This is a genomic window from Desulfobotulus sapovorans DSM 2055 (assembly GCF_059569355.1).
In genome coordinates this window covers 23,237-49,835 of sequence record NZ_JCANVJ010000019.1, presented here as the reverse complement: position 1 = coordinate 49,835, position 26,599 = coordinate 23,237, and the positions used below count along the sequence as shown (strand labels likewise).

Here is a 26,599-nt window from a genome sequence, read left to right as displayed (position 1 = left end):
GTCAGGGTTCGGTTCGGGAGTGAAGGGCATCCGTTTTTTTGTCCCAAGATCCGATGTGCAGTTCTCCATCCCGGTGGCGGCCCCAGATTTCGGGTCTGTACAGGGCTTGGGCATGGGCGGCCGGCATCTGGAAATGTCCTTCGGCGATGGCCTGGGCCGTAAAGCTGAGACGCCAGTTCCCGCTGGGCAGGGTTTCGGTAAAAAAGCGTACGGCCTTCTGTCCCATTTCCTGATGATAGAAGGGCCATGGGCTTCCATTGCGGATATTTTCCGGCAGTTCCGGTTCCGGTTTCTCCTCTGTGGACAGGCTTGTGGCCAGATGGGGATTCACGGCCTCCAGACCTGCGGGCAGGGGGATTTCCGCCATGATGAAATGCAGATCCTGGGTGCTGCTGATGTCACAGGCAAGCCGGATACGGTCACCCCTGGAAAGGGGGGGCAGGTCATCTCCCGTGACGGGGGTGTCGTTGACGCTGAGAACCCGGAGCCGTACATGCAGCCCATTGTCTGAAGGTTCTTTTTTTCCTTCCGGCATGAAACGTACCGCAGCCGTGTAATACAGGGAACCCTCCCCGTCCTTTTCAAGGGTCAGCTCCTGAAGCCGCCCCGGATCCCTTTCGTTCATGGGCCGGGTGAAGCGCAGGGCCGCATCCCGGATATCCCGGAACTGTGCCTGACCCTCAAGTTCAGTGGAACCCTTCAGATTCACATCCAGGTGAACCTCTTCATTTTCGTAGCTCAGGGCATATTCCAGGGTGGCCATGGCGGCAAAGAGGTTGTCCTGGGTACTTTCCCAGCGGGCGGCTTTGCCCTGTTTTTCCAGAAGTTCCGCCAGAAGAAGGGGAGGATAGTTTTTTAAGTCCTCCGGGGCATCGGAGAGTTCGCTGAGCCGGATCATGGCGAGAAGCACCGCCGCCTGGGTGCGGGTGTCGGAGGCCATGAGCCAGGGATGGGCAAGGCTTTTCTCATCCTGGGCCGCAAGCCCTGTGGTGTTTCTGTGGGTGCGGGCCAGAAGGGCATCCACCAGGGGGGCAAGGTCGGCATAGGGCAGATCATTTCTGGCGGCGGCTTCAAGGTAGAGGGCTGTGGCAAAGAGCCCGTCCTCTGCGACATCGGGTCTCAGGCGTTCAAAAATCTGGGGATCTTTGTCTGCATCGCCTGCACGGGCAAGCAGGGTCAGGATCCGGGCTGTCCGGTTGACGAGGGGGGAAGCCGTGAGATCCTTGCGCAGAAGGGTATCCAGATAAGCGTCAAGCTTTCTCGTGACCTCAGGATCGGCGATGAAGCCAAACTCCGAAAGCTTCAGGAAGATCAGAGAGGTAAAGGCGGAAAGGAAGGGATTTTCCCCGCCTCCGGCTGAGGGATAATAGGCCATTCCTCCGCCTGGAGTCTGAAAGCGGGCAGCCTGGGCCAGAATTTCCGCAGGCAGTTTTTCCGCATCCTTCCAGTGCACCTCATCGGGAAGAAAATCCATCATGGAGAGATAGAGCACTGCCCCCATGGCCCGTGAAAGCAGCTGTTCCCAGCAGGTATAGGGATAATCCCTCAGAAAGATGAGGGGCTCTTCCGCAGCGGAAATCCGGCTGGGCGAAAGGCGGATACCCAGGCCGCCGGTATCGGGTCTGGCCTCTTCCGGGATCTGAATTTTGATGGGAGTGAGTGTTTTCCGGGCAACTCCGGAAAAGGCCTGGGTTTCATGGAAAAGGTCTTCCACAACTTCCAGCTCATGGGCCAGGGCGTCCCCGTCCAGTGCATCCTGAGCACGCACTTCCATGCGCAGCATCCCCGGATCTTTCCCGTGGACGGGCAGGGTGAAGGTACGACGTTCCCAGGGAGCCAGACGGCTCTGAACCGTAAGGGACTCCAGCAGACTCTCTTGTGTGTTGTGGATCGTGGCGAGAATATCGAGATCCCGGATCTGTTCCGTGCGGTTAAAGACGGAAAAGGCCGCCTGGAGCTGGTCTCCCTTTCTCAGGAAATGGGGCATCAGGGGCCGGATTTCCGTGGGGCGGTTCACCCGGAGCAGGGCATGGCCTGTGCCCATGCGTTCCCCTGCCGTTGCGGCCATGACCAGCACCTCCCAGCCCGTGAGGTTGTCCGGCGCGACAAAGGAAAAGCTGGCCTTTCCTGCGGCATCGGGCAGAAGGGAGGGGTTCCAGTAAGCCACCCCCCGGAAGTTTTCCCTGAGACGCAGCCCGCCGCCGTCTCCTGCGGGACTTGCGCCCTTGGCGTCCAGACGCTGCATACCGAGAAGGCGGGTGAGAAGGGTGAAGGTTTCCACATCCATGGCTGTTACGGGACTGTAGAGGCCGGTGTGGGGATCAAAGAGTTTCCGGCCTTCGGGCAGCAGATCAAAGATGGCACTGTCCAGCACGGCAACGCAGAACTCCGTTGGTTCGGAGAAATTTTCCGGCAAAGAGAGCGTCAGGGAAACGGTTTCTCCGGGTTTGTAATTTTCCTTTTCCGGCTGGACGCTTACGGGAATACGCTGTTCCGGAGCCGTGACGGTGAGGTGGAGATAACCGCTTCGGGATACGGGTTTACCGAGATCCGGCCCTTCTTCGGAAAGGGGGAGATCCTTCACCCTGGGGGCAAGCAGGGAAACGGAGACATAGCATCCGGGAAGGGTGGCAGCGTCCATGGGAATTTCAAGGAGCTGGGCGGCATCTTCCAGGGTACGAACCTCATGATGCAGGATGCCGTAACGCTCCACCGTGATGAGGGCCTGGGCACCGGGAAAGGGATTTTTGACCAGGATGCGGGCCGTTTCGCCCACGCTCAGGGTTTCTTTTTCCGGGATGAGCTCCAGCCTCAGGTCATCCCCGCTTTCCCAGAGTACGGGGCCTGAACCGGCCACCCACACGCTCAGGCGGGTCTGGTGTTCCCGGCCTGCCCTGTCCTGAATACTTGCCACAACCCGCCAGAGTCCTGGCGTGTCCGGTGTGAAGACCCCATCCACAGGCCTGGTTTCAGATTGCAGACGGGTGGCGGCCACCTCTTTCCACTGAACCGTGTAACGGGGGGTATAGGCGTTTCCGGCACCTTTGGCCCGTACCAGGGAAACCTCCTGACGTTCTGCCTTGAAGTGTACGGGAACACCGGCAAGGGGAGTGCCGTCGGGATCCACCACCACCACACGGAACTCTGCGGCCTGTCCCGCCTGTTGCATCCAGCGGGTGGCCTGAAGCCCCACCAGACGATCCCGGCCTTCAAAGGGAACCCTTGTTGTGGCCTGAACGGATTTTCCCCTGTCATCAAGGATGGCGGCTTCCATCATCAGCAGTCCCCAGGCGATGGGGGATTCGGGAATTCGAAGCTCGTGATCCGTCCTGCCTTCCTTGTCCAGTTTTCTGGCAATGTCCGAGAGGCTGGATTCCGGGTCGCTTTCTCCGGGCATGAGGGTGTCAAAATAAAAATCCTTCAGGGCCGGGTTGGGAGGCGTAAAGGGCTGGGTGCGGAGATGGCTGCGGATACGCACCTCGGCATCCGCATAGGGGCCGCCGGAATGCAGGGCTGCCATGGCCTTCAGGTTCAGGGTTTCTCCGGGTCTTGCCTTTTTGGCGGAAATTTCCGCAGAAGCCCGGAAGGGGGATGTGGAAAAGTCCGTCACCATAACGGAAAGGGGGGTGAAGACACGGGGATTGTCCCTGTGGGAAAGCTCGAAACGATAGCGGCCCACAGCCCCGTCTTCCGGAATTTTCAGGGAGCCCTGGGCTGTGCCGAACTCGGAAAGGCGCAGCTCCTCGGTGCAGAAAATTTCCTGATCCCTGGGATCGACAATACGGAGCGTCCAGCCCGTGAGGGGGGGCGGAATCAGTCCGGTGAGATCCTGATTGCGGACATAGAGCTTCCAGTCCATGGTTTCACCGCTGCGGTAGATGCCCTGGGCCGTGAGTCCCCAGGCCCGGATGTGCCCCAGGGGGGCTTCGCTGCGGGTCTCAATGGAACTTGAGGTCAGCTGCCAGGGATAAAGGGCAAAACGCCAGTCCAGGGGAAAAAGGATGAGATCTTCCCCCAGGCTGGCTTCAATGAACCAGAGGGGCTTGTCTTCCTGGTATTCCCCCCGACCCTCAATCCGCTGCTGAGGATCCAGCTCTGCGGTTCCCGGCAGGAGGGCCACCCCATCGGTTTTCGTCGGGGCTTCGGCAACGATGCGGTCTTCAAGGCCGAGATCCTTTTCAAAACCTTCTCGGATGCGGATGCGGACGTCAGGAACCGCAGCACCGGTGCTGAGATCCGTCACCCAGATCAGGCTGTTGAAATGACCGATTTTGGCCACGATCTGCCAGGGAGAGACAATGGCCAGAAAACGGCCTGCGCCTTCATAGCTTTCCGTTCCGGGTGCGGTGTGTACTTCGGCTGTGAGGGTACCGCTTTCCCTCAGGATCTGCCGGACACCGGCGGCCAGGGTGCGGGGGCTGTCCTGGGGCAGGTCGGGACGCAGCAGACCCGTATCCACAGGACGTTTGCCTTCAGCATCCATGGCCGTTCCCTGAATGCGGAAACCTTCGATATTGGTGAGGGAGAGGGGGAATTCCGAAGGGATGGCCTTTTCAAGGACAGCGGTACTGTTGGGCAGGTAAAAGGCGGGCTTCAGGTGATCGGTCTTAAACCGGAGGGTATAGGCTCTGCCTGCCGTTCTGCCGAAAAGATCGCTGAGGGCGGCATCCACATGGAGGGTGTAGGCCTGCATCGCTGCCGGAGGGGCGGGCAGGGAAAGGGTATAGGTATCGCCCTTCTGGTGAAGGATCTGGCTGGGATCAAAATCGTAATAGCCTTCCCAGGGCGGTTTTTCTCCCGTGAGGGAAGGAAGAAAGCGGATGTGCTGTGTGGCTTCCCCAATGCGGACGGGGCTTGTGAAGATCAGTTCCATGTAGCCTTCCGGATCGGCGGGCGGAGCCGCAGAGCCGCTGTCTTCTCCTTGTCCGGCAGGGGCAAGGAGGTGGCTGGTTCCATCCGCTGAGGGGTAGCGCAGTCCCAGAAACTGCGGGGCAGGAAAGGTGGCAAAGGAGCGCAGATCCAAAGCCTCCACTCCGGGAAGGGGGCCTGAAGACGTCATCAGGCCTGCTTTTACCTGGATGTCCACCTTCTGATCCGGAGGCAGGGGAACACGGGGGCGGACTTCCCAGCGGACATCTTCCGCATCCCCTTTCTTTTCTGTACTTTCGGAGGACGCTGTCCGGGTGACTTCTGCGGGATAGCTGTGGTCTTTTGTGCGGAAAATCAGGGTATCCCGCAAGGAGTGCCGGTTCAGGGGCATGTTGGCATGGATTTCGAAAACCGGCGTTGCCGCATCCAGCCATTGACGGAAGAAGACATGCTCGATTCTGGGTCGGGTGGTGATGAAACTCTTTTCCGGAAAGGGGGGCACAGGGGTACCGTCCAGGGCGCGGAGTCCTGCATCCAGACGCAGGGTATAGCGGGTGGCGGGGCGGAGCTTTTCTTCGGGATCAGGCCGGAAGCTTAAGGTCTGGGGATCCGTCCAGCGCCACTGTCCTTTGAGGGCAGGATGGATATGGAGGGGAACCGCCGCTGCGGCCCCCTGACCCAGGGGAATCATGGGACGGTCAAATTCCAGACGGATGCGCTGGTCTGTGGGGACATCCTCTCCCTGGGGGACAAGACGCAGAAGGGGGCTGGCCAGAACCAGAGAGGGCAGCCACAACAGGAAAAGAAGAAGGACGGGAAGCCGCTTGTACATGGGAGGGACCTCACAGCGCAGAAAAAGGGTGGCATTCAAGATGCATCTTTTTATAGCACAGGCAGGCCTGAAATCAAAGGCTGCATCCGATCCCGGACAGCAGAATCCCATGCAGCCTTACCCCGTATCCGGAATACCGTCATGCTGCTGAGGGTTCCGGATTTTTTCCCTTACTTTCTGATGCCCTGAAAGGTAAGAAAATCCTTTGCTGTTTTTTCCGGTGCCTCCATCATGGGCAGATGGCCCAGCCCTTCCATGAGGATACGCCTGGAATTGGGCAGCAGTTCATGGAGCAGATCCGCATTGCCGGGGTGCAGTACCCTGTCCTTTTCTCCCCAGACAATGAGGCTGGGAATAGCCAGTCCGCGGATATCTTCTGTCACGTTGTCGCTGCGGATATCGGTGAACACCTGGTTTTCAAGGCTGGCATTCTTCATGCGTTCCCTGGCGATCACCTTAAGGAAGGCCCTGGGCGTGAAAGGTGGTTTTTCCATGACAAGGGAAACCAGGGCCATGACATCGTCTTCTTTTTCCAGGATCAGGGGATTCATGGCCTGGGGATCTTTTTCCAGTTGTTTCCAGATATCCGCCACAGGCCCTCCCCAGAGTCCTCCGGGAGCCAGAAGCCAGAGACTGGCCACACTTTCCGGGTAGAGGCTGGCATACCGGAGGGCGATCTGTCCGCCCATGGAGCTGCCTCCGAGGTGTATTCTGGAAATTCCCAGGGCCGAAGCCAGTTCATGGAGCCGTTTTGCCTGTTCTGTGGGGGTGTAGGACGCGCCCTCCGGTCTGGAGGATTCACCGAATCCCGTATGATCGGGAATGATGACGCGGTAATGGGGGGTGAGAAAGCGGGCGATACGTGTGAAATTGTCCTTGTTGGCTCCGAATCCGTGGAGCAGCATCAGGGCTTCTCCCTGGCCGCCTTCGAGAAAGACATAGTGCAGGTTTTTTCCAAGGGAGATCTCTTTTCGGACAAGCTGGGATTTGCTGCGTTCTCCCTCCAGGGCGAACATCAGGGCTTTTTCCGGAAAAAACTGGACAAAGCCGAAGAGGCATACCGCAAGGGCAGCCACAGCCAGCAGGACAAAACGAAGCATTTTCACCTTTTAACTTCCTTCCGTTGGGGGGTAGGGGATGCGAAAGAGGAAACCGTACGGGTATTGTGTTGACCCTGGCTCCGGGAGTGCCTATGATCTTAAACGATGAAGCTTTTTTATGGATCTGTCTGTTCTGATACAGAAAAAAGGAGGACGCCATGCTGCCAGCCATCGGATCCGGAGTCCAGGCCATGAAGGCCATTGGTACACGTTTTTCTGCGACAGCCCACAATGTTGCCAATGTGAATACGGACGGATTCAAGACCCAGGACGCCGTTCTGGTGGAAGGCTTGCCTCGAACCGGGCCTGAAGTGCATGTGGCGGAGAAGGAAAAACTGCCTGTGCAGCGTCCCGATCTGCCGGAAGAAGGGAAGGGGAAAGATTCCCGGATTCTGCCTTCGGAAACGGATCTTGCCAGGGAAATGACTCTTACGATCCGGGATACGGCAGGATATGCGGCCAATGCCCGCCAGCTGCGCACGGCAGATGACATGCTGGGCAGTCTTCTTTCCATCAGGGAATGATCTTTTCACTTTTCCGGTTTTCCATGCGTCCTGTCTGTTCAGATATGGATCGGTAGTCATAATAATTTGTTGTACCGCCGCCCCGGGTATTGCCTCCGGGGCGGTTTGTATTTCTCTGCCAGGTGGGATGGTTCTGTTTTTTCTGCTGACGGATGGCATAGCCGGGATAGTTGCTGCGGTTGCCCGGTGGTGTCCAGTCCGGGCTGGGATGGCGGGGAGCTTCCTGGGCATCCCCCGGAAGGGGGATCAGCAGCAGCCCCAGAACCAGAAGACAGAAAAAGGGGGGGAGAAAAACGCGTGCAGAAAAAAAGCAGAACAGGCGGAGGTTCTGGATACGCATGGCTTTCTCCTTACGGTTCAGATCTGATGATTATGCCAGATACTCTTTTTCCTTATTCGGTATCTGGGGTCTTTTCCTTGACAGTCCGGGGTTCCTGCCGGGCAGAATCATGACTGTGGCTGGTTTTTTGCATAAATACCCTTCATGTTCTGACCTTTACAGGACAGCAGAAATGAGACTGAAAATCAACCCATACCTGTTTTTTTCCTGACGGAACGGTGCCTATGTCTCTGTGTGTCATGTGGATTCCAAAAGATAACGATAGCATATCTCTTTTGTCGCCCTTTCTGGATCCGGAAAAGGTGAGCCTCCAGGTGCATCCTCCCGGCAGTGCGGAACCCTTTGCCTGGAATGCGGATCTTGTGATCTGGCAGATCCCCTCGGATCCTGAACAGGCAAAAATGTTTTCCCAGCGTATCCGCAGTTTTTCGGATGGATGCGAACTTGTGGTTCTGGGGAATCCGGAGCAGGAGGAGGACATGCTGCGCTGTATGGACAGAGGCGTTGTGGATCTGCTTTTTCTGCCCCTCAGAGCCACGGATATTACGGCCCTGCTGCGGCGTCATGCACAGCGTATCCAGAAGGAAAAGGAGCTTCTCCGGCTGGAAGGCTTTTTTCACAGCGCCCCCTGTTACATCACCATACAGGGGAAAGAATGCAATATCCGTGCGGTAAACCGTCGTTTCTCAAGGGATTTCGGTGTACGGGCGGGCCTGCCCTGCTACATGGTGTACCGGGATGATCCTCAGGTACGTTCCTCTCCCTGTCCAAACTGCCCTTTGAAAAAAAGCATCCAGGATGGTGCCATGCATCATTCTGAGATGGTGATGACCAACCGGAGAGGGGAAGAAGTACGCCTTCTGGTGTGGTCTGCTCCCATTTATGATGAAAATGGCGGTTTCCAGGAAATCATGATGGTGGGGACGGACATTACCAGTTTTTATAAGGAACGTGAGCATCTTTCCCATCTGGGGCTTATGATCAGTACCCTTTCCCACAGTATCAAGGGGCTTCTTACGGGCATGGATGGCGGTATTTACCTGATGAGTTCCGGTTTTCGCAAACACCGGGATGAGGAAGTGGAAGAGGGGTTTGAGGCCGTGAAACACATTACCCAGCGCCTGCGCAGTCTGGTGCTGGATATTCTGCTCTATGCCAAGGACAGGCCCCTGGACTGGGAACGGGTGGACGCCCTCAGTTTTCTTGAGGATGTTTTTCAGACCATGGCACCCCGTATCCGGGTGCAGGGGATTTATTTTGTTTCCTGTTTTGATTCCGGTCTGGATTTTTTTGAAGTGGACGCCGGGATTTTCAGGACGGCCCTGATCAATCTTCTGGAAAATGCCCTGGACGCCTGCACGGAGGACAGGGAAAAGGAGGGCCACCGCATCGAAATGCACGGACGGGAGTCCGAGGATGGCAATGAGCTGCTCATTGAGATCCGGGACAACGGGGTGGGCATGGACGAGGAAACCCGAAAGCGTATGTTCACCATCTTTTTTTCTTCCAAAGGCCGCAGCGGAACGGGCCTTGGCCTTTTTATCACCAGCCGTATCATTCATCAGCACGGGGGCTCCATCCGGGTGCAGTCCGCACCGGGAGAAGGCACGGTGTTCACCCTGTCCATGCCCAAAATCCTGAAGGACACGGTGAAGGGAAACCGCAGTCTTGCGACCTGAAAAAGTCCTGAAAAACGTACTTCCCCTTCTGATGTCCGAAAAATAGGCCCTTTCCGGGGCATATCCCTCACGCCTCCAGCCCTATTTTTTTCAGGGATGACCACGTTGCTTCAGCGATAATCCCCATGCGTCAGCCTGGGAACATCGTACCGGGCGCCAAGGCCGTCCTCCTCCGGATTCCTCCCCTGTGTCTGTTCAGGCGTTTTTTTGAAAAGTCCGGAGCCTGTCGTTGTTTTTCTTCAAAAGGCAGATCTCAAACGGTCATTTGAGAGGTTTTTTGAGTCAGAACCGAATCTGGCCCGTAACTTGCTTTTCATCCTTTTCATCACGAGTGGCGTTTGCAGGGGAAACCGGCGGTGGCCCTTCAAAGTCCATCGAACTTTCTGAGGAGATGCGCCGATGATGCATACAGAGGAGATATCTGCAAATTTGACCGATACCACAGCCTGGGACTGGCAGGTCGGCCTGCGGGCTGTGGCAGATCTGCACCAGTGGAAAGAAGGGTATGGCTATGTGGAAGAACCGGTGATACGGCCCGACGGTGAAGAAGCCGCAGCCCTTGTCCGTGCCGATGAGGGGGAATATTCCGTTATCCGGAATCAGGAACTTTGGGAGGGACGCTGGGACAGGATCTGGAAGCTTCGTTATGGGGCAGATCAGCGTCTTTCCTGTCTGGCTTCCGAAGTGGGGGCCTGGTCTGTGGTGGTGGATGGGGAACCCTGGGAAGAGAGCTTTGATTTTCTCTGGTCTCCCCTTCAGAGTCCGGATGGCAGGCATATGGCCGCCTGCGTGCAGCAGGGACGGCAGTATGCGGCTCTTCTGAATGGGGAAGTCTGGGAGCGCACCTTTTTTGCCATCAATGATCTGGCCATGGCTCCGGGCGGGGATCGTGTGGCGGCTGTGGTGCAGACCGTGGCCTTGCAGGAAGGGGATATCGAAAAGTTCCAGAGCGGCTGTTTCACCGTGGCGGTGAACGGTAACCCCTGGCACCAGAATTTTGTCAATCTCTGGGATGTGCGTTTTTCTCCGGACGGAGACCGTATTGCCGCAGCGGCCCGCTCCACCCTGTATGACTATACGGTGGTGGTGGATGGCAAAAGCTGGAATGAACGCTTTGACGGGGTCTGGGAGCCCCTTTTTCTGAAGGATGGCAGGGTGGCGGTTCCCGCCCGCTCCGGAGGCAAGTGGCGTCTGGTGGTGAACGGTGAGCCCCTCTGGAATGAGGCCTTTGTGCAGCTCTGGCAGCTCACCGAACATCCGGGAACGGGAAGGCTTGCCGGGATCTGCGCCCCGGATTTCGGGAAATGGACTCTGGCGGATGGGGGCCGGATCTGGAAGCAGAGCTTTGGGGATATGGTGATGGATCCTGTGTTCAGCCCCGATGGCAGACGTCTGGCCTGTACGGGAAAGAAGGATCAGCACTGGACCGTACTCTGTGAGGATACTCCCTGGGACTGCCGCTTTGAGCAGATCTGGGCACCCGTGTTCTCCCCCGATGGGGAGCGTCTTGGATGCCGCGCCCGGCACAAAGGGGCCTTTGCCGTGTATGTGGACGGCAAAGCCCTGGCTTCGGGCCTTGCCTTTGCCTGGGATCCTGTGTTCAGCCCGGATGGCAGACGTGTTCTGATCCGTGGCATTGGTGGCGAGGGTGCCCTTGCCGGGAAGATTTTCCGGGAAGTTCTGGAAATCGGATAGGGCCTGTTGAAGGCCTTCTATCAAGGCTTTCAGGCCCGGATGTTGACATAAGGAGGTTCCATGACCCTGCAAACCCTGTATGCCCTTGCGGTTGGGCCGCTGGCTCTTCTGGCCATCTCCGGTTTTGTCCTTGGCTGCGTCTACCGCATTGTCACGGCTTTCCGGCAGACGGCATCGGACCGGATGGTTCTTTACTATTTTCACCCCCGTTATGCCCTGAGATCCATCCTCCGCTGGCTGACACCCTATGCCACGGTGAACATGCGCCGTCATCCCGTGATGACGGCGGTCACCTTTGTCTTTCATTTCGGCATGGTGCTCATGCCCTTTTTCATCTTCGGCCATGTGATTCTCGTGTACGAGGCCTTTGGTCTGTCCTGGCCCACCCTTCCGGATATCCTTGTGGAGGCCCTGGCCTGGGTCGTGCTGCTGGCCCTGTGCTTTTTTGCGGGAAGAAGAATCCTTCTGCCGGAGGTGCGGTATCTGAGCACGCTGTCGGATTTTCTCATTCTTTTCATGATCGCCCTGCCTTTTCTCACGGGACTCTGGGCCTACAGGGGCTGGTGGGGAGCGGAATGGGCCACGGTGTTTCACATCCTTTCCGGGGAAGTGCTTCTGATGGCCATTCCCTTTACCCGACTGGGGCATATGGTTTCATTTTTCATGACGCGTGGCTATATGGGCTCTGAATTCGGCGGTATCCGCCATGCCCGGGACTGGTAAGGGAGGCATCATGGCACAAGAGGGAACCAAGACGGCAAAAACCATTGTGGATGAGGGGATTGAGGCGGGCCTTGCCCGTCTCACACCGGAGCGCATTGAGGCGGTGATCCAGCGGGTGCTGAACCGGGAGGCGGGTGCCCGTCTGAAAACCTATGTCCGTACCTGCGTGCACTGCGGTCTCTGCGCGGATGCCTGCCATCACTTTGTCTCCATGAACCGGGATCCGAGACTTTCGCCCGCGGGCAAGGTGAAGCGGACCATCGGGGTCATGCTCCAGAAAAAGGGGCGGGTATCCACGGATTTTATCCGGGAAGCGGCCATGGTGGCCTACAGCGAGTGCAATCTGTGCAAGAAATGCGTGCTTTACTGCCCCTTTGGTATTGATGTGGGCTATCTGATGACCCTGGTCCGCCGTATCTGCCATCTTCTGGGGGTGGTGCCCCGGTACATGCAGGATACGGCCCACAGCCAGTCCGTGCACTTCAACCAGATGTGGATCAATGGGGACGAGTGGGTGGACACCCTGTTCTGGCAGGAAGAAGAGGCCAGAGACGAGGCCCCGGACATCCGTATTCCTCTGGACAGGGAAGGGGCGGAGATCTTTTATTCCGTGATCGGGCCGGAGCCCAAGTTCCGCGCCCAGCTCATCTATCAGGCGGCCATGATCTTTGAAGCCGCAGGAGCGGACTGGACCATGCCCTCCATGCCGGGCTGGGACAACTCCGATCTCTGCATGTTCAGTGGCGACAGTGAGATGATGGGTCGCATCAAGCGGGCGCATTTCGATGCGGCCACACAGCTTCGGGTGAAAAAGATTGTCATGGGCGAGTGCGGCCATGCCTTCCGTTCCGTTTATGATGTGGGCAACCGCTGGCTGGGGTATAAAATGCCGCCCCTTCCCGTTGTTCATGCCGTGGAGTTCTATCATGATCTGGTCACCACGGGAAAAATCCGCATTGTAAAGAAATTTACCCAGCCCGTCACCCTGCACGACCCCTGCAACATTGCAAGGGGCATGGGACTCTACGAGAAGGCCAGGGAGCTGGCCCACGCCCTCTGCGATACCGTGGTGGAAATGACGCCTAACCGGGAGCACAACATCTGCTGCAATGCCGGAGGCGGGATCATTAACTGCGGCCCTCCCTTCAAGGACAAACGGGTGGAGGCCAATTCCGTCAAGGCCAAGCAGCTTTTCAATGCCAAGGCCCAGGGCGCGGAAATTGTCATTGCTCCCTGCCACAACTGCCATGGCGGCCTCGAAGACATCATTCACCATTATGGGGTGGAGATGGAGCTGAAGTTTTTCGGGGATATCATCTACGAGGTTATGGAAAAGCCCGCATGAGGGGTAAAGGAGTGCCCATGTTAAAAAAATCCATGGCAGTCTTGCTGTTTATTGCCATTCTGGGTCTGATGGTATTTTCCATCAACGCCTTTTCCGGTATAGACGAGGGGACGGTGACAGACCCCGCCTTTTCCCGGAAGAGCCGGGGAGATGTGTTTTTTGATCATGAGATGCACATGGAGACCGCCGGTGTGGTGGACTGCGCCACCTGTCATCATGTGTATGAGGATGGCAAAGTGCTGGAGTTTGAATCTTCGGAAGGTGTGAGCTGTTCGGAGTGTCATATGGGGAAGGACGGTGATATTCTGCCGGTCATTGAAGCCTATCACCAGCAGTGCCGCAGCTGTCATATCGAGCAGAAGGCCGGGCCTGTAACCTGTGCAGGCTGTCACAAAACCCCCTGATCCCGCAGGGGTCTGAAGCCCCTGCCCTTACGCCGGTTTTTTTTGAGGAGGTGCGGCATGCTGAAAAAAATCATGGTGGTGGATGACGACCCCATTATCCGCAAATATCTGATCAATGTATTCAATGACAATGGCTATGAGGCCTGGGGGGCCGCATCCGGGCCTGAGGCCTCGGAAATGCTGGAGAAGAAAAAGCCGGATCTCATTACCCTGGATCTGGAAATGCCCGATGAGTGGGGCCCGCGTTTTTACCGTCGCATGACCAAGAAGCCGGAGTTTGCCAATATCCCCGTAATTGTGATTTCCGGTATGCAGAGCCGGCACCTTTCCATCAATAAAGCCATCGCCTACCTCGAAAAGCCCTTTGATCCGGAAAAGCTTGTGGGCATTATCAAAAACACCATCGGCTAAGTGGTGCTTTTTTTCTGATTCCCACCTTATCACAGTTATGGTTCCCGCGCTGGAGCCTGGGAACCATAGCTGCGACTCCCTCCAAAAGAACTCGGTCAGAAGCGGGTTTTTATCTCAGCGCCATTCGAATTCGGAAACATCCACGGCCTTGGGACCTTCCGGGGTCTGGACAAGGTCAAATTCCAGGATGATCTGACGGTTACGGAGTTCGGCCACATAGCGGGAGTCCACGGGGTCGCCATCGGCGGTGATATCGTTGATGTGGCAGAAAATGTCATGGCGCATTTCCATGGCTCCCAGACCGGTACGCATGGTGAGGAATCCGAAGCCCCTGTCCTCATTGTAGGCATGGAGAATTCCCCGTTTCCGTGTCTGGGTATTGTCCGTCCCGAGGATCCCCGGAATGAGAAAGCCTGAGAAATGGTTGTCCACCTCCCGCATCAGATCCCCGCTGGTATTGGCAAAGGACAGCAGATCCACCCGTTTTCCCCGGTTCTGGAGGGCGCGGACAAGGCGGAGAAAGTCTCCGTCTCCGGATCCGATGAGGATATAATCCAGATTTTCGGCCTGAAGAAGGGTATCCACGGCAAGATCCAGATCCGCATTGGCCTTGACCACCAGTTCTCCTTCTGAATCGTAGTAACGCCGCACTTCTTTGCGGATGAGATGGAAACCGTTTCTGCGGATGGCTGCCCTGTAGTTTTCATTGCGGATTCTGTATCCTGTTTCCTGACGTTCCCGCTCCACATCCACGGCAAGATAGGCGTTGGCCCGGAGGACAATGGTGCCCTGGGCTTCGGCCAGCTCCTTGATGACCTCATAGCGGATACCCCAGCCGCCATTGCGGCTTAAGTTTTCCATATCCAGAAAAATTCCGGCTTTCAGCATTTTTTCTCCCCTTTTTCCATGGCTTCAACGCCAGCCTTTTCCCACATCGGAAAAGGCCTTGTTCTTCCATAGCCTGTTTTCTGTCATCAGGAAAACCGGAAAAGTAAACCCGGCACCTTTTACAGGGCCGGGTCAGGTTTGCGAATACGCGGAAACCGTTTCAGTGTACGGACATCACAGGGCAGGGATTTTCCCGGATGAGCCTGTCTGTCACGGAACCCATGAGCATGGATTCGGCAAGGGAAATGCCACGGGAGCCTACCAGGGTCATGTCGATGGCATGGGTCATGGCGTATTTCCGCAGTTCCGTGTGGGGTTCTCCCAGAAGAACCTGGGTTTTATGCCTGCACCAGACCTCCGCATCTCTGGGGACAAGGGAATCCAGTTTTTCTTTCAGTTTTTCCATTTCTGCCTTCTGGTGCCGGATCCGTTCGCCTGCGGGACTGTCCGCCATAAAGGCCTTGAACTGGTTTTCCGAAACCACATGGACAATATGCAGTTCCGCTTCAAATTCCTGGGCAAGACTCAGGCCATAGCGCAGGGCCATGGTGGCGTGATAGGAAAAATCGTAGCCCACAAGGATCTGTTTCAGGTGGAGGGAGGGGCCGTCTGGGGTTTCCACGAGGGCTTCGGGTTCCATATCCCGGAGAATGAGCAGGGGAACCTTGAGGGTGCGGATCAGTTCTTCTGATGTGGAACCCATGAAAAATTTTTTGAGGCCCGATCCGGGGCGGGTGGTGACAATCACCAGATCCGCATCCATCTCATCGGCAAGTTCCGTGATGCGGGTGGGCGGATGGCCGGTGCGAACCACGCTTTTCCAGGGGACGGCGACATCGGTCATGGCCTCCCGCATTTTTTCCGTGGCCTTTTTTTCCATTTTTTCCTCATACCCGCCGGGATCCCGCATTCCTTCCGCATAGATGAGGGGAATGGGATCAATGATGGAGCAGAGATGGAGTTCCGCATTGAGGGTGCGGGCCATGGCAAGGCCATAGCGGATACCCCGGTTGGCGTAGGCCGAAAGATCTGTGGTGCAGAGAATTCGATGGAATGGTATGCGCATGGTCTGCCTCCTTTGGCTGGGGATGAAATGGGAACCTTCGCGATGACCCGTACGACATGAATGTGTATGGGCTTATTCTAAGAGCATGGCAGCAGGAATACAAGGGGGGCAGAAGGGGAGGGATACAAAAAAGCCGCAAGTTCACAGCTGTCGTTTTTCCGGGAAATGGAGGGCTTCGTGAATACCCTTTGCAATGGAATCCCGTGTATAGGGCTTTTTCACATAACCGAGGGCTCCCAGGGCAAGGGCCTCTTTGATGCGTTCTCCTTCGGAAAAACCTGTGACCAGCAGCACCTTCAGTTCCGGCATGAGGGTGCGCATGTGGAGAAAGCAATCCAGTCCGTCCATCTTTTCCTTGCCCATGATCATGTCGAGCAGCACGAGATCCGGATTGAGGAAAGAGAGCTGGGAAAGGGCCTCCTCACCGCTTGTCACGGCTGAGACCCGATACCCCAGGCTTTGCAGCATCAGTGTCGCAATTTCAAGCTGTTCGGGAAGGTCATCCACCACAAGGAGATGCTGTCCGGATCCCAGTGAAATTTCTTTTGATTCCTGGGGGGCGGGAAGGAGATCGGGGCTTGCCGGAAGACGGACAGAAATCAGGCAGCCCTTTCCCGGTGCGCTGTCCACCTCAATGCGTCCCCGGTGATCCTGCACCGTACTCCATACCACGGCCATGCCAAGCCCTGTTCCTGAGCGTCCCATGACCTTTTTGGTGTAAAAGGGTTCAAAGATTTTTTCCCTGTCCTCCGGATGAATTCCCTGTCCCGTATCCCTGACACACAGAAGGAGGGTGCCCTGAGGAAATGAGGGATCCCCGGAGGGATCGTACCGGGTTTCAATGACAAGATCGCCTCCATCGGGCATGGCTTCCGCCGCATTGGAGACAAGGTTCATGAGCATTTTCCCAAGATGGAGTCCGGAACCTTTCAGGTAAGGCAGACTGGCATCCAGCCGGGTTTCCAGGCGCATCAGGGGATGGAAGGACGAAAGTTTTTCAAATTCAGGACTGCAAAGATACTCCTGAATGATGGTGTTCAGGTGTACCTGCTCTTCCGCTGCGACTCCCCGCCGGGCCAGAGTCAGGAGATCCTGTACGATCTGTGCGGCTTTCTGGCCGGATTTCTGAATGATCCGTACCCTGCGATGCATGGGGCTGTTTTCCGGAAGTTCCCTCAGGAGCAGATCAGGATAGCTCACAAGCCCGGAAAGGACATTGTTGAGGTCGTGGGCGACACCACCGGCCAGAAGGCCCACAGCTTCCATTTTCTGCGCTCTGGCAAGTTGACCCTCCAGTTTTTTTCTTTCCTGTTCCGCAAGAATCCTCTCTGAAATATTTCTTACAATGGCCAGCACCGTATGTTCCGTTGCCGCCACCATGCGGGCTTCAAAATATTCCGTCTGATTGTTTTTACGGGGCAGACTGTATTCAAAGACCTGGGCCTTGTCTGTGGCAAGGGCCTCCCGGATGTTGGCATGAATCAGTTTTACAATGTTTTCGGGAAGAACGAGATCGGCTTTTTGATGAAGAAAGGCATTGGGATCCAGGTAAAGATAATCCTTTGCGCCTTGAAAATCGAGGAAAACACCTTCCGCATCAAACTGAAAGATCATATCCGGAATGGCATCCAGAAGGGCTTTTCGTCGGGCTTCACTCCTCAGGGCCTCTTCCTCGGCTTTTTTGCGCTCCCGAACCTCAGTCTGGAGCTCCGTATTCATCATCTGCAGGACATTTTCCCGGGAGCGGATGCGGCTTGCCATATTGTAGAAGGTATCGGCCATGGCACCGATTTCCCTGTGCCGGATACGGGGAAAGGCATCTTCATAGCGCCCGTTTCCGATATTTTCCAGGCCTTTGGCGATGGACTGGAGAAGGGGACGCATGAAAAAGCGGGCAAGAAGACGGACGCCAAGATAAATTCCCAGAAAGGAAATTCCCAGAATCCAGAGCGTCTGGTTGCGCAGGCGGGCCAGCTCCTGCCTGTAGGGTTCCTTTGAAAGATACAGGTCTATATAACCGATGACCTTTTGCTGGTTGTGAATTTCCATGGAGAGGATGCTGCCGGGTGACTGCTGTAGTTTTTCGGGAATGGAATTAAAAAAAATATGACCGTAAGGATCCCGGATGCGGATGGCGGAACTGGGGTCGTTCTGGGTGAAGGCCAGGGCAATACGTTCCACCTGGGGGATGTCCATCTGCCAGAGGGGGGTGGACAGGATTTTGCTCAGGTGCTGGGCATTTTTTTCACTCTGAATGTGGAAGCTCGTTGAAATCTGGCGGGCTTCTCTGGTGAAATAATAAAAAACAAGGGGGGTCTGGAGGAAGAAGACAAGCAGAAAAACACTGATGGAAAGATCCCTGGAGATACTGCGCTGGGGGATTTTCAGCATGGCCACCTTGCTTTTCAGGGTTGGGGGGATTCGGATCGGAGTGTTTTGAAAAGATTGGTGAAAATATCATTTCAGCGTCCAAAAAGCAAAGCTTTTATCGGCGGAGACAGGGGACTCCGGACTTTCCACAGGGCCACGGACTTTGGATACCTTGCAAGGGGAAACAGTCTGTAAGGAGAGCATGGGGCTGGCAGAAAGCCGGGCATATTCAGAGCAGGGGATGGCGGAAGGTGGAAATGTGCCGAATCTTCATATAAACCGCCGTCCAGAAAAAGGCCCCCAGGGCATCGGCAACGACATCGAGGACATCCGCATGGCGGCCGGGAACAAAATACTGGTGCAGTTCATCGGAGACTCCATAGAAGATGGCATAGGAAATGGCCATAAGATACCGTTTTACCATGGAATTCATGGGAAGAAGCCGTGTGGCTCTGAAGGCCAGAATTCCCATGAAGCCGAAGGCCATGAAGTGGAGAAATTTGTCTTTGAAGGCAAAGTCCGGCAAGGGGACGGATCTCGGGCCGGAAGAGAGCCAGAAGATGAGAAGACTGTAAAAGATGAGGGGAAAAAGCAGAAAAGCATATCCCGATATTCTGGAAAAGGGCTGGAAGGGCAGGCTCGTGTCAGGCATGGTTTTTCGTTTCTTTTTGTGAAAGCAGGGGGATGTTCCCCCTGCTTCGGGGCTTATGCAAAAATATCAAGATTCAGGAAGCGCTTGCGGATATGGGCTCTTACGGTATCCAGGAAAAGACTGCGTTCCATTCCCATCAGTACCTTCCCATCCAGGGTACGCACGGCAAAGGTTTGAGTTTCAATCTCCTTGGCCCCCACGGTGAGCATGAGGGGAACCTGAAGGAGCTGGGCATCCCGCACTTTTTTCTTGAGACTTTCGGAGCGGGTATCCACCTCCACGCGCAGGCCCTCGGCAGAAAGTTCCTTCTGCAGGGCTTCGGTGGCGGGAATGAGCTCATCGTTCATGGGCAGCAGCATGATCTGTACCGGGGCCAGCCAGAGGGGAAATTTTCCGGCAAAATGTTCTGTGAGGATGCCGAAGAAACGCTCAATGGAGCCATAGATGACCCGGTGAATCATGATGGGCCGGTGCTTTTCATTGTCCGGGCCGATGTAGCTTAAGTCAAAGCGTTCGGGCAGGGCCATGTCCAGCTGAATGGTACCGCACTGCCAGGTACGGCCAATGGCATCCCGGATATGGATGTCGATCTTGGGGCCGTAGAAGGCACCGTCCCCTTCGTTGACCTGATAGCCCCTGCCGTAGGCATCCAGGGCGGCCCGAAGCCCTTCGGTGGCCTGTTCCCACTGGGCATCGGAGCCGATGGATTTTTCGGGACGCGTGGACAGTTCCAGGTGAAAATCAAGGCCGAAGGTGGCGTAGATGCGGTCTACGAGATGGAGAACCCCTAAAATTTCCTGCTGGATCTGATCCGGGGTCATGAAGATATGGGCGTCGTCCTGATGGAAGGCCCGGACCCGGAACAGCCCGGAAAGGGCTCCGGACATCTCATGGCGATGCACAAGTCCGATTTCTCCGGCTCTGTAGGGCAGATCTTTATAGGAATGGGGTTTCATGCCGAAAAGCAGCATGCCGCCGGGGCAGTTCATGGGCTTGATGGCGTAATCCATTTCATCCACCCGGGAGGTGTACATGTTTTCCCGATAGTTTTCCCAGTGCCCGCTCTTTTCCCAGAGCATGCGGTTGAGCATGATGGGGGTTTTGGTTTCCACATAGCCCGCATCCCTGTGGGCTTCCCGCCAGTAGTCGAGGAGGGCATTCCAGATGGCCATGCCTTTTGCGTGGAAAAAGGGCATCCCCGGTGCCTCATCGTGGAAGCTGAAGAGATCCAGCTGCACGCCGAGTTTTCTGTGATCCCGTTTTTTGGCCTCTTCCAGGAGGGTGAGATACGCTTTCAGATCTTTTTTATCAAAAAAGGCGGTGCCGTAGATGCGCTGAAGCTGCTGACGGCTCTGATCCGCTCGCCAGTAGGCGCCGGAAACCCGCATAAGCTTGATGGCTTTGATGTGCCCTGTGTGGGGAAGGTGGGGGCCCCGGCAAAGGTCAATGAAATCCCCCTGCTCATAGAGACTGAAGACATCCCCTTCCAGGGAGTCTATGATTTCCAGCTTGTAGGGCTCGTTGCTGAAGCGTTCCCTGGCTTCTTCCCGGCTCATTTCCCTGCGGACAAAGGGTTTTTTGGCCTTGATGATGGCCTCAATTTCCGCTTCGATTCTGGGAAAGTCCTCTTCGGAAACACTTTGCATGTCAATATCGTAGTAAAAGCCGTTTTCCACCACAGGCCCGATGGTGAGCTTTGCCTCAGGGTAGAGGTGCATCACGGCTTCGGCCATGACATGGGCTGAGGAGTGACGGAGGATTTCGAGGGCTTCCGGGTCTTTGGATGTGAGCAGACGTACCCGGGCATCCTCCCGTATGGGGGTATCCAGATCTTTGAGGGATCCATGGATTTCCATGGCAATGCAGTTGCGGGCAAACCCTTCGGAAATGGAAAGAGCAATGTCCATGCCGGAGGGAGGATTGTCAAATTCCCGGATGCTGTCATCGGGCAGGGTGATACGTATCATGGGAACCATTCCTGGTGTGGGGTATGATGGATTTTTGTCTTTTTGGGGAGAAACAAACTGGTGTACCGGAGCTTCCCGTTATGGCTAAAATGGCAAAGACCCGTACATTTGAATGTACCTAAGGGAAATGGTCTTGCGGGTCAAGGAAAATTGTGGAACCATGGCAGGCTGCAAACGGGGAGGCATTCCCTGGATTAAATTGTGTAATATCGGGTTTTTTCAAGCTGTTGAATCAATGGACAAGGATGGATCCTACGTATACACTTATTGAAACCCAGGAGGATCTGGAAGCCGTTTTGCCCCTGTTTCGATCCACAGATCGCATGGGCGTGGATCTTGAGGCGGATTCCATGTTTCATTTCCGGGAAAAGGTTTGTCTCATTCAGCTGGCGGTTCAGGATCAGAATTTTGTGCTGGATCCCTTGTGTATCCCCGATCTTTCTCCCTTAGGCCCCGTACTGGCCAATCCGGCCATACGGAAGATTTTTCATGGGGCGGATTATGATATCCGTTCCCTGTTCCGGGATTTTGGATTTGTGGTGGAAAATCTTTTCGATACGGAGTTGGCCACCCGTTTTCTCGGCCATCGGAATTCGGGACTCGACACGGTACTTCAGGCGCGTTTCGGGGTAAGGCTGGATAAAAGGTTCCAGAAAAAGGATTGGTCCCAGAGACCCCTGAGCAAGGAAATGATCGCCTACGCGGCAGGGGATACCCGTTATCTGCTGCCCCTCTCAGAGATTCTGGAAGCGGAGCTTGCCGTAAAGGGACGTCTGGACTGGGTGCAGGAAGAGTGTGCCCTCCTGCAGCAGGTACGGGCATCGGAGGTGGAGGAACGTCCCCTTTTTTTGCGTTTCAAGGGAGCCGGGCGGCTGGATCGCAGAGGACTTGCTGTTCTGGAAGCTCTTCTGGCTTTTCGCATGGACATGGCGGAAAAAAAGGACAAGCCCCTTTTCAAGGTTTTTGGTGGGGAAGCCCTTTTGCGTCTGGCCCAGGCCAGACCGCAGAGCCTGGAGGGGATACGGAAACTAGAGGTTCTCAGTCCACGGCAGCTTTCCATGTATGGTGGCAGCCTTCTTGCCTGTATTCATGGTGCCATGACCCTTCCGGAAAGCACACTTCCGTATTATCCCAAAACGAAAAATGAGCGTATCAAGCCTGCGGTTTCTCTGAGAATGAAGGCCATCAAGGAATGGCGGGATGCGTTGGCTGAGAAGCTGGATCTGGATCCCGCTCTTTTGTGCAACAAGGCCCTTTTAACCCAGCTTGCCCAGCGCAATCCCAAGTCCATGGAAGCCTTTCTCCAGATACCCGATATGCGTATCTGGCAGAAGACTCTTCTGGGAGAGGGGATTCTGCGGGTTTTATCCAAAGCCCAGCATACGTCAAATCCTTAAGGGAAAGACTGGGCCGCAGGATGGTTTTACGGTACGCTGGGGGGAAACTGACAGAAATAAAATGATCCTGCGGCCTTCGGGGGGTGGGCTGGCGGGAGTTTACTCACGGTTGTAAAGTCTGTGATCCGAAAGGCCTGCCCGTTTTTTCCGGAAGGCGTTTCGGATTTTCGGTCATGGGGAAGGATTTACGGCGCTTTTTTTATAAGTTCCAGTCCATGATGGTTTGCCGTTCTTCCGGACTCAGACTTTTGAGTCTGGGCATTCTTTTGGCTGTAACGGCATCAATAATCAGGTCTTTTCTCTCACAGATATCCATTTTTGTTGCAAAATCGCCCTTATGGCAGAGGGCGCATTTGTTTTCGATGAGGCCAAGGGTCTGATCTCCCGGAGGCGTTTCACAGCTTTTCCGTGCATAGTGCTGGAGTTTGACACCGCCGCATGCGGCAAGAATCAGGGCTGTGGTGAAGAGCAGAAAACAGGAGTTTCGTTTCATGGGGCCTCCATAGGGGGGGGGAAGGTGACCGGTATTCAGGCTTCCGGCCACTGAAAGTGGATACGGGCCAGGGCGTCCATATCCTCAATGAAGCAGGGAACCAGTGCGGGATCAAAGAGTGTTCCGGCCTTGTTTTTCAGGAAATCTGCCGCCTGGGGAAGGCTCCAGGCATTTTTGTAGCTGCGGTCATGGACAAGGGCATCAAAGACATCTGCAATGGCAGTGATGCGGCCAAAAACATGAATTTTTTCTCCGGAAAGCCCCAGAGGATAGCCCTTACCGTCCCACCGTTCATGGTGTTCCCGTGCAACAATGGCCGCATTTTTAAGATCCGGCCTGTCTTCTGCGTGGAGAAGGGCATAACCAATATCCGGATGGGTGCGGATGACAGCCTTTTCCTCCGGATTTAAAGCGCCTTTTTTTTCAAGAATATCCTGGGGGATGGCAATCTTGCCAATGTCATGCAGAGGGGCTGCCAGCTGGAGGGCTTCAGCGTCTTTCCGGCTGAGTCCGGCTTTCTGTGCCAGAAAATGGGCAAAGGCCCCTACCCGTTGCAGGTGCCCCGGACTTTCCCGCTTTTTGCTCCGGATCAGGGCATGTTCCAGCAGATGGCTGAAGCGGGTTTCCTTCTGGATCCTGGGGTGGTGATCCAGAAGCCTGTCCAGGATGTCGGCTATGTGGCCCATGAAAATGGCCAGGATTTCTCCTTCCTCCTGACGGATCTGGGGAAAGGCGCTGATGCGAAGATCGAGGATTCTGTTCCCTGCGGACTGGCAGGAAAGGGGGAGGAGGATACCGGGATGTGTCAGGGGAGCACTTTCATGGGAGCAGAAGCCTGTTCCCTGGGCATCCCTGACCGTGAAAAGGACATGCAGATGACGTGGTTCGCTTTCCGGATTTTTAAGGATACGCATGACCTGATGTACCACGGTTGCGGCAAAGGCGGGAGCGCCTTCCTGTACCCCAAGGGGGGATGTGGTATCAAGGATATGCCGGAGTGCGTTTTTTTCCCGTTCAATGGAGAGCATATCCCGGAAATTGCGGAGGGCCGTGGTAATGGCGCTGCGCAGTCTCTGGGAGGTCAGTTCTGATTTTTCCCGGTAATCATTGATATCATAGTGGCACACCACATCCGCTTCCGGTGCTTTACCCGCCTGTCCGGTTCGCAGAATGATGCGTACGGCTTTATTGTCCAGTTCTCTCCTGATGCGATTCGCCGCGATAAGACCGGCACTATCATTTTCCATGACCACATCCAGAAGAATGACGGCAGTCTGTGGATTGTTGCGGACAAATTCCACGGCGGTCTTTCCCGAATAGACGCTATGGAGTTTCAAGGGTCTGTTTTCATATGTGAAGTCTGCGAGAACCATGCGTGTGATGCGGTGAACCTCGATATCATCATCTGCCACAAGAATTTCCCATGGAGGTGAAGGCATCAGGGCGCAGGAGGGTTTCGTAAAAGTTTCCGGAGCAAAGCAAAGGGGGGTATCGGAAGAATCATCGGGAAAAACGTGACGCATTTTACCTCAATTCGGGCGGGAAAGCACGCCGCATGGGAAAAATCAGGGAAGATAAAGACTTTGCCACAGCTTCATGGCAGGGGGGAGCATCTGCCCTGTTGTATTTTTCTGCATTCGATGGTTAAAGAATCCTTAAAATTAAAGGTACAGTAGTTTTTTTGCAGGGACTTGTCAAATTTGAAATGGACTTTTGAAGAGGACTTTTGAAATGGATCAGAAACGGCATGGCCCGGATAGGGATTCTGCCTGTCTGTCCCAAACTTTCCCTGATTTATTTTTTGACCGCAGCACGATGTTATGCGAAGCTCTCAGACGGTTTTTTCCAGCTTTTTCATACCTTTCATAAGGAGGTTGCCCCATGCGTATTCTTCTGTTTACTGGCAAGGGGGGTGCCGGTAAGACCACAACAGCGGCAGCGACGGCTCTGCGTGCGGCACGATCCGGTAAAAAAACCCTTGTCATGTCCACGGATCCAGCCCATTCCCTTGGGGATGTGCTGAACATGCGTCTTGGGCCGGAACCGGTAGCGGTGGAGACCAATCTCTGGGCGCAGGAGCTGGATATTTATTATTCAATGCGGAAACACTGGGGGTCTTTGCGTAAGCTGATGCTGGATATGTTCCGCTGGCAGGGTGTGGATCGCAAGATCGCCGAGGAACTGGCCGCCATTCCCGGCATGGAGGAGGGATCTGCCTTTCTCTGGATTGAGGAATATGCACGGGAGGAACGTTTTGATCTCATCATCATCGATTCCGCACCTACGGGAGAAACCCTGACCCTCCTTTCCCTTCCTCAGGTGACCCAGTGGTGGACGGGCAAGCTTTTTCCCCTGCCGAAAATGGCGCTGCGGGGCATGGGAAAATTCATGGGAGGCAGCTTTCCCCTCTTTTCCGGATTTGAGGAACTCGGCTCACTGCTTGAAAAGATGGAGCGGGTGCAGAAGCTTCTGGCGGATCCGGAAATCACCAGTACCCGTATTCTGGTCAATCCGGAGCGCATGGTGATTGCTGAGGCCCGGAGAGCCTATACCTATCTGCAACTTTACGGTTACCATGTGGATGCGGTGATCATCAACCGTATCCTGCCGAAAGTGGAGGCCGAGGGGTTTTTTGCAGGGTATGTGGCGACCCAGGATCGTTATATTACAGAAATAGAGGAAAGTTTTGCGCCTTTGCCCGTGCTGCGAAGTCCGCATCTGGGGGAAGAGGTTTTTGGTCTTGAACTCCTGGAAAAGGTGGGGGCGCTTTTGTACGGAGACAAGCCGGGGGATGCGTTTTTGTCTGCGGAAAATCCGCTGCGCATTGTGGAGGCGGATGGGGGGTATGTCCTGTATCTGCGTCTTCCTTTTCTGGAAGAGGGGGATGTGGCGGTAACCCGTTCCGGGGATACTGTGACCCTGCAGGCGGGATCCCGGCGGCGTCATCTTTTTCTGCCGCGTTTTCTGGCCTTTTACACGATTCGGGAAACAGTGCATCAGCCACCGGAACTGCGGATTTTTTTTGAAAAGCGTCCGGGCTGAGGGTGTACTCCATGGGACTGCCTTCTTCAGGAAGGCAGTCTTTCAGTGGGGCCAGATTTCAATGATACCGGAAAAGTCCATATGGGCGCCGCTGAGGATGATACTTCCGAAGCTTTTGCCCTCTCCGGGGGCATTTCCGATGCGGATATCCCCGATGCGGGCTTCTTCAAGAACGATATTGACATGCTTGGCTTCAAGGCGGAGCTTGGAGACACTGGGGCCGTTGGGATGCAGCAGGGTGGGGCCATAGCTGGCCGTACTGGAAAGAATACCGTCATCCGGAGTAAAAAAGCGCATTTTGTAATAAACATCACAGAGGCTGGAATAGGCACTTCCAGGGGCATTGCTGCCATAATAAAAGGTGTCCCAGGAAACTTCCTGGGTGAGGTCAAACTGCATGTACAGGGTGGGATCCCGGGATGTGAGATCCATGCGGATCTGGGTGTATCCCGTTGAATTGTCGATGATATCCTGGAAAAAGTCCTGTACGGAGGGGAAATTTTCTGGAAAATCCGGGCTTGCCTGGGCCGTGATATGGCTGAGTTCCTCGTCGGCAAGGCGCCGGTACTCTACACCCTGGGCAGGACAGGTGAGGGACAGGGCAATGAAGGGGGTGCTGAAAAGGCAGAAAAATCCTTTCACGGGAAACCCTCCTGAATATGGGTGTCTGCGAATCTGCAAGACGTCTGTTGTGTCAAGGATTCATGGCCAGAAGCGTTCTGTTCGGAGGGGGCGGGCAGGCAGAAAGTTTTTCTGCCAGAGTCATAGCCCGGTACGGAGCAGTCGCTCAGGATATTCTGGG

Annotated in this window: 20 protein-coding genes; 9 read left to right on the top strand and 11 right to left on the bottom strand. The window is 55.4% G+C overall.

Features of this window, described 5'->3' with window-relative positions; translation table 11 throughout:
* Nucleotide 1: 1 nt before the first annotated feature.
* Together BR04_RS12430 and BR04_RS12425 are read right to left on the bottom strand one after the other, a co-directional pair.
* Complete coding sequence (locus tag BR04_RS12430; protein WP_496356338.1) at nt 2–5,740, bottom strand: alpha-2-macroglobulin family protein; 5,739 nt, start codon at nt 5,738–5,740, stop codon at nt 2–4.
* Between the two features lie 131 nt (nt 5,741–5,871).
* Nucleotides 5,872–6,801 carry an alpha/beta fold hydrolase gene (locus BR04_RS12425; RefSeq protein WP_496356353.1) on the bottom strand — a complete coding sequence of 310 codons (930 nt, stop codon included), beginning with the start codon at nt 6,799–6,801 and terminating at the stop codon, nt 5,872–5,874.
* Between the two features lie 158 nt (nt 6,802–6,959).
* On the opposite strand from BR04_RS12425, the gene BR04_RS12420 reads away from it, so the two are divergent.
* Nucleotides 6,960–7,325, top strand: a complete 366-nt coding sequence (locus tag BR04_RS12420; RefSeq protein ID WP_496356337.1) for a flagellar basal body rod C-terminal domain-containing protein — start codon at nt 6,960–6,962, stop codon at nt 7,323–7,325.
* Here the strand turns inward: BR04_RS12420 and BR04_RS12415 are convergent.
* Nucleotides 7,315–7,665 (bottom strand): hypothetical protein, encoded by a 351-nt coding sequence (locus BR04_RS12415; RefSeq protein WP_496356336.1) that lies wholly within the window; start codon nt 7,663–7,665, stop codon nt 7,315–7,317. The two genes, BR04_RS12420 and BR04_RS12415, sit on opposite strands and share 11 nt — an antisense overlap.
* 224 nt (nt 7,666–7,889) lie before the next feature.
* Between BR04_RS12415 and BR04_RS12410 the strand changes: the two genes are divergently transcribed.
* The 6 genes from BR04_RS12410 to divK all read left to right on the top strand — a co-directional run bounded on the left by BR04_RS12410 (nt 7,890) and on the right by divK (nt 13,922).
* Nucleotides 7,890–9,344: a two-component system sensor histidine kinase NtrB gene (locus BR04_RS12410; RefSeq protein WP_496356335.1), complete on the top strand. Its 1,455-nt coding sequence runs from the start codon at nt 7,890–7,892 to the stop codon at nt 9,342–9,344.
* Between the two features lie 429 nt (nt 9,345–9,773).
* Entirely contained in the window at nt 9,774–11,039 is a 1,266-nt protein-coding gene (gene tmcD / locus BR04_RS12405) for an electron transfer complex subunit TmcD (RefSeq protein ID WP_496356334.1), read from the top strand.
* Nucleotides 11,040–11,099: 60 nt separating this feature from the next.
* Nucleotides 11,100–11,762 (top strand): TmcC family electron transfer complex membrane anchor subunit, encoded by a 663-nt coding sequence (tmcC, locus tag BR04_RS12400; protein ID WP_496356333.1) that lies wholly within the window; start codon nt 11,100–11,102, stop codon nt 11,760–11,762.
* A 10-nt stretch (nt 11,763–11,772) separates the two neighbouring features.
* Nucleotides 11,773–13,107, top strand: a complete 1,335-nt coding sequence (gene tmcB / locus BR04_RS12395; RefSeq protein WP_496356332.1) for an electron transfer complex ferredoxin TmcB — start codon at nt 11,773–11,775, stop codon at nt 13,105–13,107.
* Nucleotides 13,108–13,124: 17 nt separating this feature from the next.
* Nucleotides 13,125–13,511, top strand: coding sequence for an acidic tetraheme cytochrome c3 TmcA (gene tmcA / locus BR04_RS12390; RefSeq protein ID WP_496356331.1), 387 nt, complete (start codon nt 13,125–13,127; stop codon nt 13,509–13,511).
* Nucleotides 13,512–13,568: 57 nt separating this feature from the next.
* Nucleotides 13,569–13,922 carry a DVU0259 family response regulator domain-containing protein gene (gene divK, locus BR04_RS12385; RefSeq protein ID WP_496356330.1) on the top strand — a complete coding sequence of 118 codons (354 nt, stop codon included), beginning with the start codon at nt 13,569–13,571 and terminating at the stop codon, nt 13,920–13,922.
* Between the two features lie 114 nt (nt 13,923–14,036).
* On the opposite strand, the gene BR04_RS12380 is transcribed toward divK, so the two are convergent.
* The 5 genes from BR04_RS12380 to thrS form a co-directional block, all read right to left on the bottom strand.
* A complete protein-coding gene (locus BR04_RS12380; RefSeq protein WP_496356329.1) occupies nt 14,037–14,810 on the bottom strand; it encodes an NYN domain-containing protein in 774 nt (257 codons plus the stop codon).
* Between the two features lie 160 nt (nt 14,811–14,970).
* A complete protein-coding gene (locus BR04_RS12375; RefSeq protein ID WP_496356328.1) occupies nt 14,971–15,876 on the bottom strand; it encodes a universal stress protein in 906 nt (301 codons plus the stop codon).
* Between the two features lie 141 nt (nt 15,877–16,017).
* Nucleotides 16,018–18,267, bottom strand: a complete 2,250-nt coding sequence (locus BR04_RS12370) for an ATP-binding protein (RefSeq protein ID WP_496356327.1) — start codon at nt 18,265–18,267, stop codon at nt 16,018–16,020.
* Nucleotides 18,268–18,475: 208 nt separating this feature from the next.
* The gene (locus tag BR04_RS12365; RefSeq protein WP_496356326.1) at nt 18,476–18,898 is read right to left on the bottom strand and encodes a VanZ family protein; all 423 of its coding nucleotides are present in this window, start codon (nt 18,896–18,898) and stop codon (nt 18,476–18,478) included.
* 53 nt (nt 18,899–18,951) lie between these two features.
* On the bottom strand, nt 18,952–20,865 hold the full coding sequence (gene thrS / locus BR04_RS12360) for a threonine--tRNA ligase (protein ID WP_496356325.1): 1,914 nt from the start codon (nt 20,863–20,865) through the stop codon (nt 18,952–18,954).
* Nucleotides 20,866–21,110: 245 nt separating this feature from the next.
* Here thrS and BR04_RS12355 point away from each other — a divergent pair, with 245 nt between their 5' ends.
* Nucleotides 21,111–22,262 (top strand): ribonuclease D, encoded by a 1,152-nt coding sequence (locus BR04_RS12355; RefSeq protein WP_496356324.1) that lies wholly within the window; start codon nt 21,111–21,113, stop codon nt 22,260–22,262.
* Between the two features lie 199 nt (nt 22,263–22,461).
* On the opposite strand, the gene BR04_RS12350 is transcribed toward BR04_RS12355, so the two are convergent.
* Both BR04_RS12350 and BR04_RS12345 read right to left on the bottom strand, forming a co-directional pair.
* Entirely contained in the window at nt 22,462–22,755 is a 294-nt protein-coding gene (locus BR04_RS12350) for a hypothetical protein (RefSeq protein WP_496356323.1), read from the bottom strand.
* A 35-nt stretch (nt 22,756–22,790) separates the two neighbouring features.
* Entirely contained in the window at nt 22,791–24,278 is a 1,488-nt protein-coding gene (locus tag BR04_RS12345; RefSeq protein ID WP_496356322.1) for an HD domain-containing phosphohydrolase, read from the bottom strand.
* Between the two features lie 358 nt (nt 24,279–24,636).
* Here BR04_RS12345 and BR04_RS12340 point away from each other — a divergent pair, with 358 nt between their 5' ends.
* Nucleotides 24,637–25,797, top strand: a complete 1,161-nt coding sequence (locus BR04_RS12340) for an ArsA family ATPase (protein ID WP_496356321.1) — start codon at nt 24,637–24,639, stop codon at nt 25,795–25,797.
* Nucleotides 25,798–25,839: 42 nt separating this feature from the next.
* Here the strand turns inward: BR04_RS12340 and BR04_RS12335 are convergent, their stop codons facing one another.
* Nucleotides 25,840–26,439, bottom strand: a complete 600-nt coding sequence (locus BR04_RS12335; RefSeq protein WP_496356320.1) for a hypothetical protein — start codon at nt 26,437–26,439, stop codon at nt 25,840–25,842.
* Between the last annotated feature and the right edge of the window lie 160 nt (nt 26,440–26,599).